We start from the raw sequence: 16,204 nt of genomic DNA on the forward strand, positions 1-16,204 counted from the left end.
TTTCTGCGGAGCGAAGAGATGGATGCCCGCCGCGATCAAAGCCAGTCCCGCAGCCAGAATGAAACAAGCGGCGGCGATGAAGAAGAGAGGCTGGCCGATCTCCTCCGAAGGCGACACGGTGGCGAGCAGAAGAGCGATCCTCATTTGGTCTCGATGAAGAAGCCCGCAATACCCCAGGCGATGTCCTCGCGCGGCAGGATGCCATCGCCGCCGAGGTAGAAGCGGCTGGCGACGAGGTAGTTGTCTCGCTGGATGCCGCCTTTTTTCCCGCCGGAAAGCAAATCCGCCACGGCCATGCCGACCGTGCCAGCGATGCCTTCTTTCTTCCGCACATGCTCGCGGAAGTCGGCCTCACTTGGATTGGTGAGAGCGAGAACCACCGCGACGGCAGCAAGAAGGAAGAGGAGCTTTTTCATGAGGTTGGTAACGAATCACTAACCTATGCTTTTACCATGTAACAAACCCTTCCGTGAGTTCGGAGTCTCTCCGCTGCTGATTTTTTGCTCAGGAAGTCATGCACCGCCCGCGAACAGCCATCCCAGGCAAAATAGTCATCGATAACGATGATCCCGCCAGGCACCACCTGATCAAACAAGTAGTCGAGACAAACCATCGTCGAATCGTACCAGTCACCATCCAGACGCAACAGGGCGATTTTTTCAGGGAGCTTCAACTGGGGCACCGTGTCAGAAAACCAACCCTTGATGAGTTGGAACTTCTCCGCACCCGCCCGCTTCATGGCATCTGAAGCGTAGCCCTCCTCGGCACGGCAGTTATCGTGGTAGCCAGGGGCCGCTTTGTCAGCTTGCCATTCGAGTGCCGATTTTCCATCCACCTCCTTGGCAGGTGGTAATCCCTCAAAACTATCGAGAAGAAAATAATTCCGCGACGCGCCTAAAACACTGGCGATTCCGCCGCTCATCCCTCCACGCCAAACTCCGCATTCAACAATGCATCCCGGCACTGCCAGCGACATGCGTGCTATCTCGATGTTATCTACATAGGTTTCACAGGGCACCATGGTGAGGTCAGCAAAACGACGGTAAATGCGGTAAAGCGACATCCGTTTGGCGTTTGACCAGAGTAGTCTAAATATTGAAAGCATGTCTTCGTGATTCTTTAACGGGATAAAACAGTAGCGGTGCTTATGCGGGTTGCGGGGCCAAAGTCGGCTTCCGAACCACTAGAATGTTGCTGAAGTAAAGTCTCTCATTTCGAGGCATGATCAGATTCAATGCCAACGCAAGAGGGTTCACTATCGCGCACCAGACGATCTTGCCCATTCGATGCAGGCGCCCTTGACTCGGCAGAAGAGTCTGCACGGCATAAGTGAGCAGTAACTGCGCTACCGACAAGAACCATGTGCCGGTCTTTTCCATGCACTTCACTTCTAGTCCGGAGGATTTCACTAGGTGTGTTAGAGCGAACGGGGTGTAACGCGCATAGTCATAGGGCTCTTCATGCAGCGGCCAGACGAACGGGCAGGTGATGAGAGCAACCCCTCCTGGACGGAGAATGCGCCGGAACTCGGCCAGCAATTCTGCAGGATTAAAGACATGCTCCAGAACTTCGGTCATCAAGATGCTGTCCACACTTTCATCCTGAAGCGGGATGGTGTCGCCGCTGTAAAGCAATGTCGAGTGAGTATGCTTTAGAGGGTGGCCTGGAGCAGCAATCTCCAAGCCCAAGTATGTCTCAATTTGAAACAATGAACGATATGGTGCCGTCCCACAACCGAAGTCCAACATCTTGCCTCGCATCTCGCCTCGATGCTTGTAAATCGCCTCACCTAAGGCACGACGGATCAGGAATGAAGAGTTTACAAACATCCCAAGATGAGATGGGCAGAACTCCTCTTTTTTAAGCCATTGATAAAAGAATCCCATTATTCATTCAGTCATGCCACTCATGTCCATGGATTCAACCCGAAGTCATCGATTAAGTGCCCGCTGATAGACGCAACTCAACTGATCTATAATCCTCTCGATCTTGAACTTCTTCTCCACGAGAGAACCACCAGCGAAGGCGATTCTGGCTCGCAAGTCTCTATCGGCAGCCATCAACTCCAGCGCGGAAGCCCAAGCTTCCATGGTATCATCCTCCACCACTTGAACGACATCAGCCAGCTCAGCCTGTGGAAAGCCTCGAAAACGAGAACTCAATACGGGCAGGCCCGAGGCCATTGCTTCAAGCATGACGTTACCAAATCCCTCCTGCTCTGTGGGAAAAGCAAAAAGGTCCGCCGCCCGATAGACTTCCTCCATGTCGCTCCGTTCACCCAACCAGCGCACGCTTGGCGCTGCGGAATCTATGGCTGCAAAAAGGCGCTCCTGGTAGGCCGCTATTTCCGAACCCTCCTGACTCGAACCGATCGTGGGTCGTTTGGCAGACCCGGCGAGCAGGAGAATGGCATCAGGGAACTGTTGGCTGAGTCTTCTCCACGCATCTACTACAAGATGCGGACGTTTTCGGGGGATTAAATTCCCGGCCAGCAAGCAAACGAAGGAACCTCGGGGCAATTGTAGGCGAGCACGCGCCGCCTCGCGTTCATCCGCACTTGCCGAAGGGCGAAATCTGCTCGTATCGACTCCATTGGGGATGACATGAAGTTTCTTGTCTGGGATGCCAAACTGGCGATGCCAGTTTGCCATAACCTCGGAACTGGTAATGATGGATGTGCAGGGCTTCAAACTAAGCCATGTCGAGCAGTAAAGCTTCCAACGCTGGATGCCTGAGGCGCTTTCCAGTCCAGGTTCCACCATGGTGCAAACCTGTACTAGCCTACGCCCGGAACGCCTGATCTTCCACAGCGATGGAAGTAATCTTCGGTCACTTTTAATGGTCTGCACCAACCCTTTGCCAGGATTTGCGGAGATTCGTGCTGCGGCCCTTTGGTAAAGCACTAGATCTCTCTGCTTTGCATCCGAAGGGACATCCATTCGCTGAACCGGCAGGATGCCATCAATGACTTCGTTCTCAGCTAGGTCGGCAGGATCACGCGCAGTGATCACATCGATTTTAAAACCCACCTTTTGCAGATTTGGCGCATAGCGTCGGAACCGCTCGGCCGCACCTGCGAGCACTGGATGAAAATGAGGGAAGAGCCAAGTTACCATCATAGAGGCCGCACCTCACATTTCTTCGCTCAAACGGGCTTGGAGGCTTCGATGACAAAGATGCTTAGCTTGTCAGCGGTCATCACCGATTCTGGCGGCAGGGGAATCAAGGGTTCTGGAGTCGAATTGAGCACATCCTGAAGTGCCTGGCGGGTGCTGGCCACGGAGAGGGTTTGCTTGCCAAGAACTCGACGGAGAAGGTTTTCAATTTTCACCACCAAGGAACGCTGAAGGGCTAAATCCAACGCTTGAACATGGGCCGCAAGGACATGCGCCAAAGTTGAGGACTGATGGAGGACTTTCTCGATCGTGAGGTGACGCCCCATCAACCCGCGAAATTCGACCAACGTCATTTCATTCACATGGAAGGGGTTATCGTCTTTCTGTAACTGCCCCATCGAGTAGGCCAAACGATTCGGAGTGCTGGCCACCAAGCGCCCACCGGGTTTTAGGCAACGGGCAAACTCGGCCACAACCTTATCGGCCGCCAAAATGTGTTCCAAAGTTTCAAAAGAAACAATGACATCAAAAGAAGCGTCCTCGAACGGCAATGCCGTGCAATCCCCCTTGAGAAAACTGACACCCTGGGTTTGAAAATTTTCGCGCGCGTAGGCTAGAGCTTCGTCGTCAATATCCAAACCTGTTACGGACTTGGCACCTGACTCAGCAATGAAGTGCGAGCCGTAACCAACGCCACAGGCAGCATCCAAGACTACCTTCCCAGCATATAGATGCTGAAAAGTCCGATAACGTTCTGAGTGGTCCGCGTAGCTTTCACGCCAAGCGTTGGTTCCTGGGACAATGCGTTCGACAGCCATATCAATTTGAGGGTAAAACTTGCATAAGCTGCGTGGAGTGTAAGTGCATCTGTTTTTTCCAAGAATACAAATCTTGTACTATGCCAATCTCTGTTTCACGGAGATGCCACGTCGATTTCAAGCCTCAAAAACTTTCTCCCTACCGGTAGCATAGCTTGCTTTAGTCGGTAGGTCACCTGTTCCATCACACCGCCAAACACCGGGACAGGCAGCCCCACCTGTTCCACTTGAATTTGAGTTCTGTCCCAACTCATCAAGTCATCTGAGACTGCCACCGTGTAAACAATGCCAGTACTAACAATATACCTCTCAAAGGTAAGGGAAAAGAAAGGACCGCCACTCGCAGGATCTACAGATGCGGCCGCTGGAGCCTGGATTTGAACTTGTAACTCCACTTGCCCAACATCAAGACTCGACTCGCCACGGACCCGCAAATGATAAATTTGACCAGCCCGCGCCTCGAAAAACAAAATGCTACGCCCCTGTGGGCCAGCGTCATGATTTGCCTGAATCAGCGTCAGAGCAGAAGCATTGCTGCCAGTATAAACATGCAACACTGTGTCGAAGGTGCTGCCCAATGTATCCACTCGTACAATTCCTGTACTAGGTGCTTCCCAGGTCCACCAAGCCGTCTTGGCAGGGTCAAGCTCAGTGCCCGCATCAGGCTCGCCGGTTTCAGACCCAAACAATGCCGAGAGCTCAACACTGCCAGTGACAACAGCCGCGGAACCAAGAGCGATAGCGTTGATGAAATCATCATTGGTCACCACACCTCCACCGGTGAGATTAAGCTGGATGTTACCCTGCTCCCCATAAAAGCCATTGACGGCAATGTGATAGGTTTGTCCCGGAACCGCGATGAATACCACCTCGCTCTGACCAAACACACTGGAGGATTCATCGTTGACCGCCACTTCCGTGAGAGCGCCAAGTCCAACGCCTGTGTACACGGCGAGCACCGTATCAAAGTCACTGCCAAAAGTATCGACAGTTACGGTGGAGACACCAGAGGGTGCGGTCCATTTCCACCAGACAGAATTGCCGCCGATGTCCTCAAGTCCGCTATCATCCATTGGAAGCTCCCCCGTTTCCCGTCCAGTCAAAGCACCAAAGTTGTTACCAATGGAGGTGCCTGAAGTAAATATCCGCCGACTTGCCGCAAAAGCATCATTACTTGGTGCCGCTCCAGAAGGTTCAATGTTAAAGCTGACGTCTCCTTCGATATCTGATGAAGAAAAAAGATCCTCGAGAGATGAGATCGCAATGTGGAAGACTTCACCTGCTGAAGCATTGAAGATGAGCATGTTTGGCAATGCCGGATTGAACCAGGTGGTTCTGGCAATCTGAGTCAAAGAGGTCACGTTCGATCCTGAATACAATCCAATGTAAGGCTGGATCGCACTGCCTGAGGCATCAATGCGCCAGCGACCTGATGAAGGTGCCGTCCATGTCCACCAGACAGTATTGCCCTGACTCAAGGGCTCCAGAGTTTCGCCCACCTCAGCACCAGCGTTTACCGTGGTTCCAGATTGGAGCTGGTTCGCGTTGGCAACAAAACGTCCAGCAAAGCTGTCGTTTGCTGGAACTGGAATAAGCTGACCAACCGTTAAATTGAAGGGGCCCGAAAATCCAAAGTCGGCATCTGCGGCGATCTCATAGGTCACTCCAGCCGTGACTGAGGCTAATATGTCACAGGTGGCCCCTATGCTTTGGCGCTGAACTGGGACTGCTGTTAGGGCATTTAATGTGGTGCCATTATAGAGTGCCAGAGTCGCCAAAAATGCCCCTCCAGAACTGGTGAAGGTAACCCTCCCAGTTGCAGGTGCCGTCCAACTCCACCAAATAGAGCGCTCCCCCGAAGTGAGGTTCCCATGAACTGGCTCACCCACCTGTCGGGTAGCCAAGCTCGTCGTAGCCGCCACAGTTTGAGGGCCAGCAGTTAGGACAGTTCTGTCAGCGAAATGGTCATTGGGTGGCGGGAAAAAGGGGCCGGCTATGGCTAGACTTATCTGTCCCGTGCGGAAGTAGGCACCGTCCACGGCGATCTGATAGTTGACTCCTCCCGTTGCCTGAAAACTGACAAAACTTGTCGTGTCAAAACCGTCTTTGTCATCATTGCGAACCACCAAAGTCAGACCACCGAAGGCACTGCCGGTGTAAACCGCGAGCAATGTGTCGTAATTGCTGCCTGCAGTGCTCATGGTGTACAAACCTGAGGTGGGCGCTGTCCAACTCCACCATACCGAATTGCCTGTATCATCATCAGGCCCATGAAACGGCTCACCAATTTCCTTGGTGGATGCTTCATTGGTTCCTGCCGTGCTTACCGGGCTGCCACTCAGGGAAATTCGGTTTCCAAGGTTATCATTGGCAGGAGCTGCATACCCAATTTGAGGAAGGAGAGATAATGCGAGCAGTAGCGCGAAACCATGTGCATTCCGCCTTGCCAGCCATGATGCACTCAAGCAAAAATTCATAGTTTCGGATGGCCTGTTGGTTGAGGTGGCTTCAGTTTTCGGAGGGTGCCACAGAAGGATTCAGCAGAACCATGCTCGAATCAAATTGGCCGTTTACCTTGGCCCACCAGTCTAGAGCCTCCGTCGTGTTAGCGAATGGCTCCTTTCTCAAGGCTTGCACATTGGGATATATTTCCTGCCAGACTCTCTGGCGAAAATCAGCATCTGGCGAATTCAAGCCTTCCATCATGATTGGCACGGCAGCCTTGGGGTTTTCCCGAGTAAGCTCGATAAGCGCACCATCCCGTGTGTCAGGAAATGTAGAAGACAGAGCTGTTTCCAGTAAATTTAGCCGGAGCACGGGCGCTTTTTCTCTAGCTTCGTGGAGCGCTCGCCGCCGCAGTTCCGCAGAAGTGTCACTCAACGCCTTCCGCAGAACAGGAAGCAACTCGTTGCTTTGAAGATGGGTTACAGCGGCAATTGCAGCCGCACGCACCTCCAAACTCGGGCTTTCGAGGGCACGCATGGCCAGATCAGCTAGCAAAGGCGCATGGCCCCTAGCTTTTTGGTCATCCAAAAACTGGATCTTAGCGTCATCGCTCAAGCCGTCAAAATTGGATGCCGTAGGTGATGCTGGATTTTCCACATTAGAGACACTCGTTCCCCTCACGTCTCCAGCTTCAGCAGATTCATTTTCCTTCGGCAAATCAGATTCAGGCAGCCAGAGGTAAAAAAGAAAGGCGCTGGCCGTGAAGGCCAGCGCCACAAACATGATTTTATTGTTCATAGTGTGAGCGGAGAATACACTTGTGAGAATTCTCCGTCAGGAACGACAGCTACCATTTTAGAATACAAAGGCGATGTATCGGCCAGCACCCACGTACGCGACGGCAAACACTGCGCCCTGGTCATCAATGACTGTTCCATAACCGCCCGTGCCTCCCGCGAGATTGGTCAGATTCGATTGAGTCGCGAGAGAGAAGATGACAGGGTCCAGTTCCGTGAGACGATTGAGGTAAACGCGACCACCGGAAGCGGTGGCCAAGCGCTGGCCGATACCAGAGTCGGCGATAATTACGCTGCGAGCGTCTGAGAGAGTAGATTGGAACATGAAGTTGCCATTGGAATTAACCGAGAAGTTGGTGAAAACGCGGTAGGTTGCAGTGCGCTGCCCCAAAGCCCGGCTGCCTTCTCGGGCAAGAATTTCAACCGAACCACCCGACCAGCGGCACAGGATACCATCATTCGCTGTCGTGATCGGGCCACCGATTCGCATGAATGCTTGGAAGCACACATCACCGGCAGCCGTGACGAAGTGACGGTCAAAGCGATCCCAGATTCCTCCTGCGATTCCAGGAACTGCACTGCCCTCACGAGCAATGACGGTTTGGACACCACCAAGAGATGACATCAAAATTTGGTCATCTGTGCTAAATACCACGTTTTTAAGGAAGAGGTCTGCAACGAACGAGAAGTTGGTGTCAGAGCCAGCCGAGACGCTTCTGTAACTAGTGAAAACAATCGGATTAAGACCCGGTGGCTTGTCCAGCTTGCGCGTAAGCACTGATAATGCACCCGAGACACTACCCACGAGAATGCCTTCATTGCCACCGACACCGCCGGAGAGTGGGCTGACAAACGCCGCACCCGAGCCTGATGCGACAAGCGTGCTGAGGACCATATTCCCGGCGATGGTTCCGTCCACAGCAGCCTGTAGGTTTTCTCGAGCCACCAGACTAGCATCCCCACCGTTCGAAGACCAGATACCGCGGCGGCCCAATGTAGTGGGTGAAAGCGTGCTACCAAAGAAGACTGTACCATTGCCCGCGATGGGAGACCTGTTGTCGTTATCGAGAAAATTCACGCCCGCACCTGGGAAGATCTCGCCACCTTCACGATTAATGAGATTTTCTCCTGCGTTTTTCAGGAACAGCCCACGGTCCGTAGCGGACGAGGCACCCGTGATCTGGCCGTGAAAATGAACGGACCCAGAATCATTCATGGTGATGTGATCAAACACACTTTGGAGGCCGTTACCTGCAAACGTTCCGCCTTGGCGGGCTGCGACAGCCGTCGTAGCAGTAGCTCCGCTCAGAAGCAGTTTTTCATTGAGGCTGGAAGCTCCGCCAACACCACGTTTGGCATAGGCTAGGAAAGTGACAATACCATTGTCCGCGAGCAAGCCGGGCGAGATGAAATCAATCTCTTGAGCTGGTGTTCCGGGAACTTCATCACCCGTTTCAACCACAAAAGTGCGATAGAATGTGGTGAATGAGAGAATGGGGCCGATCGTGGTGGGCCCCTGTGAATTGGTCGCCTTGGCACGGAAGAAATACAATGTGGAATGAGTCAACCCCGAGAGAACAATGCCCACATGGAGAGTGACGGTTTCACTCGTCGTCGTTTGTGCTTCAGAAGTTACGATGCCGGTCAGGAAAGCTGGGTCTGTCGTGTATTCGAAGACGACACTAGCATTTCGACCACCGGCATTGATTTCAGCGTAAACCCAAGCCGAGTTATCCGTAATCTCCGCAGTCCCGCCCGCCGTGACGATTGGAACTGAGAATTGAGCAAACGATGGGCTCGCCAGCATGAACAACATAGATGCTGCCAAGCTTTTCAAGAACAGCCTGAGGTTTAGTGTCGCCCCGTTACGGACGTTTGGATTGCGATTCATAATCGGTTTTAGGTATTTGATTAGATGTTTACACGAGGGGATTTAATTAACCCAAAGAAGTGACTTCAGACAAGCATAAACTGTGTCACATTTGCGACCAATCACTCGAGTGTTTCTCAAGGGTGACAAAATGGTGCCAATGGTATTACTCAATCATTGCCTGTGCCTGCCAATCGCAGTCTTCAAGGTAGGCGGCCTCACCCGGCTCAAATGCGTATTCCAATCGCTGTTTGCCAAGGCATTCGACTTGGAAACCGCAGATGCCCATAAGCGACTGGAATTTTCGGCCGCCGGGGGGTTCCGCAAAGCGAACGTTGAGCGAGTAGTTCCCGACGAACAATCTGGCCTTGGGCATCCGGCAGGTGACTTCATAAACGCCTGGGCTTCGAGCATAAGGCTGCTCTGAATCAAAGAGCCAGGGATTTGTGCTGCAACTCAGCCGGTTGAGATCATTGACCTCAAAACTCAGGCAAGCACCCCGCACCGCAGATGGGCACCAAATCTGGAACCGGAATTCCAGAGGCTCGAGCATGGAGTGAAGACCGCCAGGCCTAGAAGTAAGGACCTCAACACGAAGTATTTTGGGTGTATCTCCCCGCTCGGGAGACTCATAAATCGGATGATTGGCCTCCCCTTGGGAGAGATACTTGGCAACGATCTCATGCGTCGGGCCATCCTGGATGACCTTCCCGCGTGCTAAGTGAATGCAGCGAGAGGTCAATGAGCCCAAAGTATTCATGTTGTGACTCACAAACAGCACTGTGCGGCCACTTTGACTGACTTCGTGCATTTTGCCCAAGCAGCGCTTTTGAAATTCATGATCTCCGACGGCAAGAACCTCATCCACAATCAGGATTTCGGGCTGCAAATGGGCTGCGACGGCGAATCCGAGGCGCGTCTGCATACCCGAGGAATAACGTTTCACCGGCGTGTCCAGAAACCGTTCTACATCCGAAAACGCAACGATTTCGTCGAACCGTGCACGCACTTCGTGCTGCTTCATGCCTAGGATGGCACCGTTCAGGTAGATGTTCTCACGTCCCGTCAACTCCGGATGAAACCCTGTGCCTACCTCTAGAAGTGAAGCCATACGCCCGCGCACTCGGATTTCCCCACCCGTGGGATCAGTGATGCGGCTTAAAATTTTCAGGAGCGTGGACTTGCCCGCTCCATTTCTCCCGATAATGCCAACAACCTGCCCTGCTTTGATCTCGAAGGATACGCCGTTGAGTGCCCAAAACTCCTCCTCGCCTCCCTTCACTTTATCCGAGGGAGCCTTGCGTGAGAATGGCCGCGCCAAGACATCCCGCAGCGTGCCGTAGCGTGCCGTACGCTGGTGCTGCAGACGATACATCTTCGAAACATCTTCGGCGTGAATAACAATGTCAGACATGGCTTTAGATGAAGTCAGCGAATGAGCGTTCGGTGGCGCGGAAGTAGGCCACCCCAATTCCAAGCATCATCAAGCTCACCGAGAGTGAAATGAGGATGGAGGGCAGGAAAATCTCGTTTTGCACACCGATGCACCAGCGAAAGCCGTCGATGACGCCAACCATCGGATTCAGCGAGTAGATGACCCGTCCCCACCAGCCAAGGCGCTCTTCCACCAACCCGCTGACAAAGCCCACAGGAGAAATGTACAGTCCAATCTGGACGACAAAGGGGATCACATAACGGAAATCGCGATAGCGCACATTAAGCGCCGTCACCAGAAGCCCCGGGCCGATGGCTGTCAGCATCGCCGCCGCTGTCAGGACCGGCAGCAGCAGCAGGCGCGGCCCGACTGGAAATTGAAACCAAAGCAACAAGCCAAAGAGCAGGCAGAGGCTGATGGCAAAGTCCACCAAAGTGGCCAAAACGGCACTCAGTGGCAGCAGCAGTCTGGGGAAATAGGATTTCGTAAGCAAAGCCGAATTGGCGATCAGGCTCATGCTGGACTCAGAAAGTGCGGCGGCGAAAAAGTGCCAGGGCAGCATCCCGCCGAGCACCAGCAGTGGGTAAGGCACGCCGCCCGCTGTATCCAGTTTGGCAAAGCGTCCGAAAACGATGACGAACACCGTCAGGGTCAGCACGGGGCGGATGAGCGCCCAGAGCACGCCGATCACCGTCTGCTTGTAGCGCACCAGGATGTCCCTCCAGGTGAAAAGCATCAGCAACTCGCGAAATCGCCAGAGTTCCGCCCAGTACTCGGACTGGCTTTTCTTCGCTCGAATGATGATTTCCTGCTGCATGTGGAGAGTCTGCTTAGCTCAGGTCTGAGGGCACACAAGTTGCAATTCCGCTGCACAGCGAGGAGCCAGGGTCATTTTTTATCAGGCTCGGTCAAATTCAATGCGGGCCGTGCCTCCATGCCCCCCAGTGCCTGACGCAGCTTCTCCACAACCCGCGGCCAGGTGAAGTGCTCGCGCGCATGGCTCACCGCATGAACGCCCAGTCGCGCATCCAAACCCGGCTCTGAAAGCACTCGGAGCAGTGCCTCCTTCAAACTGGTGGCATCCCCTGCTCTGACATGAAGCCCATTCACCTCATGGGTGACAGTCTCCCCCAATGCCCAATCTCCCGTGACCACCGCCGGCATCCCGTGCAGCATGGCCTCCACGGGAGCGATGCCAAACGGCTCATAGAGGGAGGGCAGCGCAAGCACCCGGCATTCACTGAGAAGCTGCTTCATCTTCGCCGCGCCATCTGGGGACGATTTGTCCAAAAACCCATGCCAGACCACCCGTTCCATAGGCAGGCCCTCGGGCGGTCCCTGGCGAGGGCCGACGATGTGGAGCTCTGCTTCTGGAAGTTGGCTTCTCACTCCGGCAAAAGCTTCCAGCAGCACCCGTCCGCCTTTCCGCTCAAAATCGGCCCCGATGAACAGAATGCCCTGCCCTTTTCGAGTTTCCACAGGCACAACCTCAGGCAACTCATCAAGGTTGGCTCCCGCGCCGATGTTCACGACTCGATCCGGTGACACCCCGAAGTCGTCGATGAACGAGCGGCGCAAATACTCGCTCATGGTCAAAATGAGATCCAGGCGATGGTAGAGTCGGCGTTCATAGGCCATGGCCTTCTCCACCAGACGATCTGAAACCAGCAAACGCCCATAAGGACTGCGCAGCCGTAGCGCGAGATTTCCATCGTGATAAGACGTGCAGTAGCCACCTTGGGATTGGATCTCTGGGCCAGAATAGAGCGCGCCAATCTGGAGCAAAGTCCTGCCAGGAGAAGTCGGCCTCAACTTCTGCGCAAGCAGACGCGTCAACGCATCACGATACGCAGGGCGCAGATAGTAGGAAAGGCGCAGACGCTCCTTGCTGGGATGAAAGGAAGCCGCCAGGAGCAGCCACTTGCGCCAGCCTCCCAGTTCGACACCTGAAGCTCCGGAAAGCAGGCCCTGGCGCTGGCATTCGGTGAAAAAATAGTAGCTGCTTCCCGAGTAGCTGCGCTTGTCGAAAGGATCACGTCCGATCAAGCCACTGCCGATGAGACCGTGAAAGGGAGAAGGCTGAACTGGGAGCTGACTCATGCGGCATGAAGTAGGGATCGCCGAGTGACACGGTTTGTCCAAAACTGCAAATTCTCTTCCCACTCAAAAGCCAAAGTCACACATCCTTGGATTGATACTTTTCAAATCACATTGCCCGCCTAATTTCGGCACACCAATGAAACAGCGACTCCGACAGGTTATTCAGGCACTACTTGAGCGAGTAGGACTCCGGCTTCTCTACATCAGCAATTGCCCCCGCGGAACCGCACCCGCAAACTACCGCGACATCCTGGCGAAACTGCCTGCCGATCTCTCGAAAACCGCCATGCTTGATGTGGGTGCCAATTTTGGTGTCGTGACCTCCGAGCTTTTGCAGATCTTCCCAGTCGATGTTCATGCTTTTGAGCCATCGCCCGCCGTCTTTGAAGAACTGCAAAAGAAACACAGCACCAACCAGCGTGTCCACTGCCACCGCAAGGCGATCTCAGACACCCAAGGTGAGCTACCCTTCGAGGCCAGGCCGGACGATCCCTTCCTCGGGCGTTTGGCGGATGCCTCCAGCAGCAGGGGCACCATCAATGTGGAGGTCACCACCGTGGATGCCTTCCTTCAAGCAGCGGGCATCGACTTTGTCCCGCTGATGAAGACTGACACCGAAGGATTCGAAATCCAGGTTCTCAAAGGCGCCCAATCCAGCCTTGCCTCGGGCAAGATCAAATCCTTGCTGATCGAGGTCACGTTTACACTGACCACCCACCGTCATGTGACACTCTCCGATGTCAGCGACCTGCTGCGAGTTCATGGTTATAAGCTCTTCGGTTTATACGATCACCACTACCTCAAGAGCGGACAAAGCCGCTACTGCAACGCACTCTTCAAACACGAGAGCGTGTTCAGTTGAGAGAGTTCAAGCGGGCTTCTTGTGCCGTTTGAGTCACGGCTGCCGGATCATTGCTTCCAGTGCCGCAAGCTCGCCCTGACGCTGCATGCGGTAGCGCTCACGAGCCTTCATCGTTTCGACCTGATGCTGCTCCAGCATCTCCGACGACAAGACGACCCCAAACCCATCTGACGACACTGGTTCTGGAGCCGGTTTCCAGAGGCGTTCGAGGATGAGATCGCCCAGGGCCATGGTGAAATGGCTGTCTTCATAATACCAGCGGCCCAACCCCGAGGCTGGAACTGGCTCCGTCGTGAGAGCATTGTAGCCGCTGAAATCGAGTACCTGAAAGCGTCTGCCGGTCGTGGACTCCTGCGCTGCGATCTCCACGAGCTGACGGAGCCATTCTTTTAAACCAGCTCCGTGTCCGCTGAGGTGCAGCATTTCCTGGAAGCGTGCATGGACGGGCGAAATACCCAGCCGCAGGTCGATCCCACGAGCTTTGGCAAGTTGCAGAATCTCACGGAAACATTGGAAGGCTTGCGGGTCCAACTGGGGGCTCATCGCGGCCAACTGAGGCAGCGTGCGTCTTTCGTAAGCGGCAAAGGCCTTGGCCGCCCCACCCTTCTCGATCACTCGACGATCTTCCTCCGCCGCCACTCGTGCGCCATTCGGCGTGTAGGCTTTCTCTCCGGGCACACCCCGCCACGTTCCCAGGCTACCGATCAAGGCATCCGAAGTGCCCAGCGCCGTGAGCCAGTCCTCCATCGCCGCCAAAGATTGTGGCTTCCCTTCCCTGCTCACAGCCAGCCGTTCCTCGGTGAAGTCGGGAGCTGGATTCGCCGCAGAAAGGAATGCGCTAAAATCCAGCAGCAGCACCGCCTGACGCACCTCGGTCACCGCTACGGCATGTTGGAAATAGCGCAGGATCTCATAAATCGTGGCCTCGCTGAGACCTAGATTGTAAACCGGGCGCTCTGACCAGCAGGCATGATCGGGCGAGAGTCCCGTCTCCACCCGTGAGCTACCCAAAATGACCGCCCTGGGCTGCACGTGCCGCACCTGCGCCGCCTTCACCATGCGCAGATGGGTGTAGGTTTCGGGCTTGGCAGGGCGCACGATCCAGTCCGAGGCAAACAGGCTGTAGGGATTGACCGCCCGATTGATCAGCACCACGGCCAGCAGCACGAGGACCATGACGATCCCGCCGCGCAGGAGAAAAGTACGATGTGGGTCAGCGGCCATGTCAGAACTGGAAGTAAAGGAATTCGCTGAGCTTGCCGAGATTCAGCAGAGAAAGAGCCGCCAGGATGCCCAGCACCAGCGCCCAGCGCCAGCCAGGCTGCCAGGAGAAGAGTGTTTTCCCTTCGGGCAAAGACGCCTCATTCGGTGGAGTGAAGCCCCCCTTGGTCAGTTGGATGGCATTCGGCAGCACGAGAACCGCCAGCAGCAGAATGCCCAGCGTGGCCACCTGCACTGGGCCGGAGAACACGGCCCAGTCTGACCGACCTTCGATCCCCAGTTTGGCCAGCGCCGGCAGCTTCACCAGCCACCCAGCAGGAATCTCCCATCCACTCGCCCCGCCCAGACTCATCAGCATGTGCTTGGCAGCGCGGAGATCGGGCGCGCGGAAAATAGTCCAGCCGAGGATGACGGCCAGAAAGGTCAGCGCCCAGGAAGACGGCAGCGCCAGCAGCCGCGGCACACGGGCCGACCAGCCCGTCTGTCGCCACAGATGATTGATCACCAGACACAGACCATGCCAGAGCCCCCAGAGGCCAAAGGTCCACCCTGCACCGTGCCAGAAGCCGCCGATGATCATCACCAACAGCAGGTTCACATGCCGACGCACCGGCCCCTTCCGGCTGCCGCCAAACGGGATGTAGAGATAATCACGCAGGAAGAGAGAGAGGGTGATGTGCCAGCGCCGCCAGAAGTCGATGATGCTCGTCGCCTTGTAGGGGGAGAAGAAGTTCGCCGGCATCCGCACCCCGAGCATCAGCGCCAGCCCCAGCGCCATGTCCGAGTAGGCGGAGAAGTCGAAGTAGAGCTGGAAAGTGTAGGCCAGCACTGCCACCCAGGCATCCAGCATGGCCACCGGGCCAGCCAGCGCCGCTTGGTCAAAGACTGGCCCGACCCAGGCCGCCACATGATCAGCGATCACCATCTTTTTAAAGAGACCGATCACCAACAAAGTGAACCCGACCGAAAGTTCCGACCACTCAAAGGCCCGCGGCCTGGTCGCCCGCAACTGAGGCAGCATTTCATACGGACGGACGATCGGACCCGCGATGAGCTGCGGGTAGAAAGTCACATACAGCAGGTAGTGCCGGAAGCTGGTGCCCTCCGTCTTTCCGGCCCGGCATTGCAGCAAATAGGTCAGCTGGTGGAAGGTGTAGAAAGAGATGCCCGGCGGCAGTTCCAGTGGAGTCGAGTGCCAGTCCTGCCCACAGACCTGAGCGGCCGTGGTCACCAGGAAGTGCCAGTATTTGTAGTAGCCCAGCAGCCCCAGATTCACCGCCACACCCGCTGTCAGCAGCCAGCCATGCTTGCCGGAGTCAGGTGTCTGCAGCTTCTGGCCCAGCCAGAAGTTTGCCACCACGGAGCCGAGCAACAAAGGAACCTGCGCAGGACTCCACCAGCCGTAAAAAAAGACCGATGCCACGGCCAGCCAAAGCAGCACCGCCTCACGCCCCTTCCAGCGATGCAACAGCGCCACCCCGGCCAGAACGATTGGCAGGAAAGCGAAAAGGAACTCGGCTGAATTAAAGAGCATGGTCAG

Annotated in this window: 14 protein-coding genes; 1 reads left to right on the top strand and 13 read right to left on the bottom strand. The window is 55.2% G+C overall.

Going from position 1 to position 16,204, the window contains the following annotated elements; all coding sequences use genetic code 11:
- Positions 1–140: 140 nt before the first annotated feature.
- From AC6FTP_RS08080 to AC6FTP_RS08130, 11 genes are all read right to left on the bottom strand, one after another.
- Positions 141–416 carry a hypothetical protein gene (locus AC6FTP_RS08080; protein WP_497206398.1) on the bottom strand — a complete coding sequence of 92 codons (276 nt, stop codon included), beginning with the start codon at positions 414–416 and terminating at the stop codon, positions 141–143.
- Positions 417–439: 23 nt separating this feature from the next.
- On the bottom strand, positions 440–1,063 hold the full coding sequence (locus AC6FTP_RS08085) for a TylF/MycF/NovP-related O-methyltransferase (protein WP_497206399.1): 624 nt from the start codon (positions 1,061–1,063) through the stop codon (positions 440–442).
- Positions 1,064–1,145: 82 nt separating this feature from the next.
- Complete coding sequence (locus AC6FTP_RS08090; RefSeq protein ID WP_497206400.1) at positions 1,146–1,886, bottom strand: class I SAM-dependent methyltransferase; 741 nt, start codon at positions 1,884–1,886, stop codon at positions 1,146–1,148.
- 45 nt (positions 1,887–1,931) lie between these two features.
- A complete protein-coding gene (locus tag AC6FTP_RS08095) occupies positions 1,932–3,119 on the bottom strand; it encodes a glycosyltransferase family 4 protein (protein ID WP_497206401.1) in 1,188 nt (395 codons plus the stop codon).
- Between the two features lie 26 nt (positions 3,120–3,145).
- Entirely contained in the window at positions 3,146–3,934 is a 789-nt protein-coding gene (locus AC6FTP_RS08100; RefSeq protein ID WP_497206402.1) for a class I SAM-dependent methyltransferase, read from the bottom strand.
- 95 nt (positions 3,935–4,029) lie between these two features.
- A complete protein-coding gene (locus AC6FTP_RS08105) occupies positions 4,030–6,411 on the bottom strand; it encodes a hypothetical protein (protein WP_497206403.1) in 2,382 nt (793 codons plus the stop codon).
- Positions 6,412–6,442: 31 nt separating this feature from the next.
- Positions 6,443–7,177: a HEAT repeat domain-containing protein gene (locus AC6FTP_RS08110; RefSeq protein WP_497206404.1), complete on the bottom strand. Its 735-nt coding sequence runs from the start codon at positions 7,175–7,177 to the stop codon at positions 6,443–6,445.
- Positions 7,178–7,234: 57 nt separating this feature from the next.
- Complete coding sequence (locus AC6FTP_RS08115) at positions 7,235–9,067, bottom strand: DUF7453 family protein (RefSeq protein ID WP_497206405.1); 1,833 nt, start codon at positions 9,065–9,067, stop codon at positions 7,235–7,237.
- A gap of 145 nt (positions 9,068–9,212) precedes the next feature.
- Entirely contained in the window at positions 9,213–10,460 is a 1,248-nt protein-coding gene (locus tag AC6FTP_RS08120; protein WP_497206406.1) for an ABC transporter ATP-binding protein, read from the bottom strand.
- A gap of 4 nt (positions 10,461–10,464) precedes the next feature.
- Positions 10,465–11,298 carry an ABC transporter permease gene (locus AC6FTP_RS08125; protein ID WP_497206407.1) on the bottom strand — a complete coding sequence of 278 codons (834 nt, stop codon included), beginning with the start codon at positions 11,296–11,298 and terminating at the stop codon, positions 10,465–10,467.
- Between the two features lie 71 nt (positions 11,299–11,369).
- Positions 11,370–12,581 carry a glycosyltransferase family 4 protein gene (locus AC6FTP_RS08130; protein ID WP_497206408.1) on the bottom strand — a complete coding sequence of 404 codons (1,212 nt, stop codon included), beginning with the start codon at positions 12,579–12,581 and terminating at the stop codon, positions 11,370–11,372.
- Between the two features lie 136 nt (positions 12,582–12,717).
- On the opposite strand from AC6FTP_RS08130, the gene AC6FTP_RS08135 reads away from it, so the two are divergent.
- Positions 12,718–13,443: an FkbM family methyltransferase gene (locus AC6FTP_RS08135; RefSeq protein ID WP_497206409.1), complete on the top strand. Its 726-nt coding sequence runs from the start codon at positions 12,718–12,720 to the stop codon at positions 13,441–13,443.
- 33 nt (positions 13,444–13,476) lie between these two features.
- Here AC6FTP_RS08135 and AC6FTP_RS08140 read toward each other — a convergent pair whose 3' ends face one another.
- Positions 13,477–14,667, bottom strand: a complete 1,191-nt coding sequence (locus AC6FTP_RS08140) for a hypothetical protein (protein WP_497206410.1) — start codon at positions 14,665–14,667, stop codon at positions 13,477–13,479.
- Between the two features lies 1 nt (position 14,668).
- Complete coding sequence (locus AC6FTP_RS08145; protein ID WP_497206411.1) at positions 14,669–16,198, bottom strand: MBOAT family O-acyltransferase; 1,530 nt, start codon at positions 16,196–16,198, stop codon at positions 14,669–14,671.
- Between the last annotated feature and the right edge of the window lie 6 nt (positions 16,199–16,204).

The sequence above is a fragment of the Prosthecobacter sp. genome (genome assembly GCF_044378005.1).
Lineage (GTDB): Bacteria > Verrucomicrobiota > Verrucomicrobiia > Verrucomicrobiales > Verrucomicrobiaceae > Prosthecobacter.

What these genes read in the sequence shown, in the direction of transcription:
- AC6FTP_RS08080 (WP_497206398.1), bottom strand. Translation starts at nt 416, where the DNA reads ATGAAAAAGCTCCTCTTCCTTCTTGCTGCCGTCGCGGTGGTTCTCGCT.
- AC6FTP_RS08085 (WP_497206399.1), bottom strand. Translation starts at nt 1,063, where the DNA reads ATGTCGCTTTACCGCATTTACCGTCGTTTTGCTGACCTCACCATGGTG.
- AC6FTP_RS08090 (WP_497206400.1), bottom strand. Translation starts at nt 1,886, where the DNA reads ATGGGATTCTTTTATCAATGGCTTAAAAAAGAGGAGTTCTGCCCATCT.
- AC6FTP_RS08095 (WP_497206401.1), bottom strand. Translation starts at nt 3,119, where the DNA reads ATGATGGTAACTTGGCTCTTCCCTCATTTTCATCCAGTGCTCGCAGGT.
- AC6FTP_RS08100 (WP_497206402.1), bottom strand. Translation starts at nt 3,934, where the DNA reads ATGGCTGTCGAACGCATTGTCCCAGGAACCAACGCTTGGCGTGAAAGC.
- AC6FTP_RS08105 (WP_497206403.1), bottom strand. Translation starts at nt 6,411, where the DNA reads ATGAATTTTTGCTTGAGTGCATCATGGCTGGCAAGGCGGAATGCACAT.
- AC6FTP_RS08110 (WP_497206404.1), bottom strand. Translation starts at nt 7,177, where the DNA reads ATGAACAATAAAATCATGTTTGTGGCGCTGGCCTTCACGGCCAGCGCC.
- AC6FTP_RS08115 (WP_497206405.1), bottom strand. Translation starts at nt 9,067, where the DNA reads ATGAATCGCAATCCAAACGTCCGTAACGGGGCGACACTAAACCTCAGG.
- AC6FTP_RS08120 (WP_497206406.1), bottom strand. Translation starts at nt 10,460, where the DNA reads ATGTCTGACATTGTTATTCACGCCGAAGATGTTTCGAAGATGTATCGT.
- AC6FTP_RS08125 (WP_497206407.1), bottom strand. Translation starts at nt 11,298, where the DNA reads ATGCAGCAGGAAATCATCATTCGAGCGAAGAAAAGCCAGTCCGAGTAC.
- AC6FTP_RS08130 (WP_497206408.1), bottom strand. Translation starts at nt 12,581, where the DNA reads ATGAGTCAGCTCCCAGTTCAGCCTTCTCCCTTTCACGGTCTCATCGGC.
- AC6FTP_RS08135 (WP_497206409.1), top strand. Translation starts at nt 12,718, where the DNA reads ATGAAACAGCGACTCCGACAGGTTATTCAGGCACTACTTGAGCGAGTA.
- AC6FTP_RS08140 (WP_497206410.1), bottom strand. Translation starts at nt 14,667, where the DNA reads ATGGCCGCTGACCCACATCGTACTTTTCTCCTGCGCGGCGGGATCGTC.
- AC6FTP_RS08145 (WP_497206411.1), bottom strand. Translation starts at nt 16,198, where the DNA reads ATGCTCTTTAATTCAGCCGAGTTCCTTTTCGCTTTCCTGCCAATCGTT.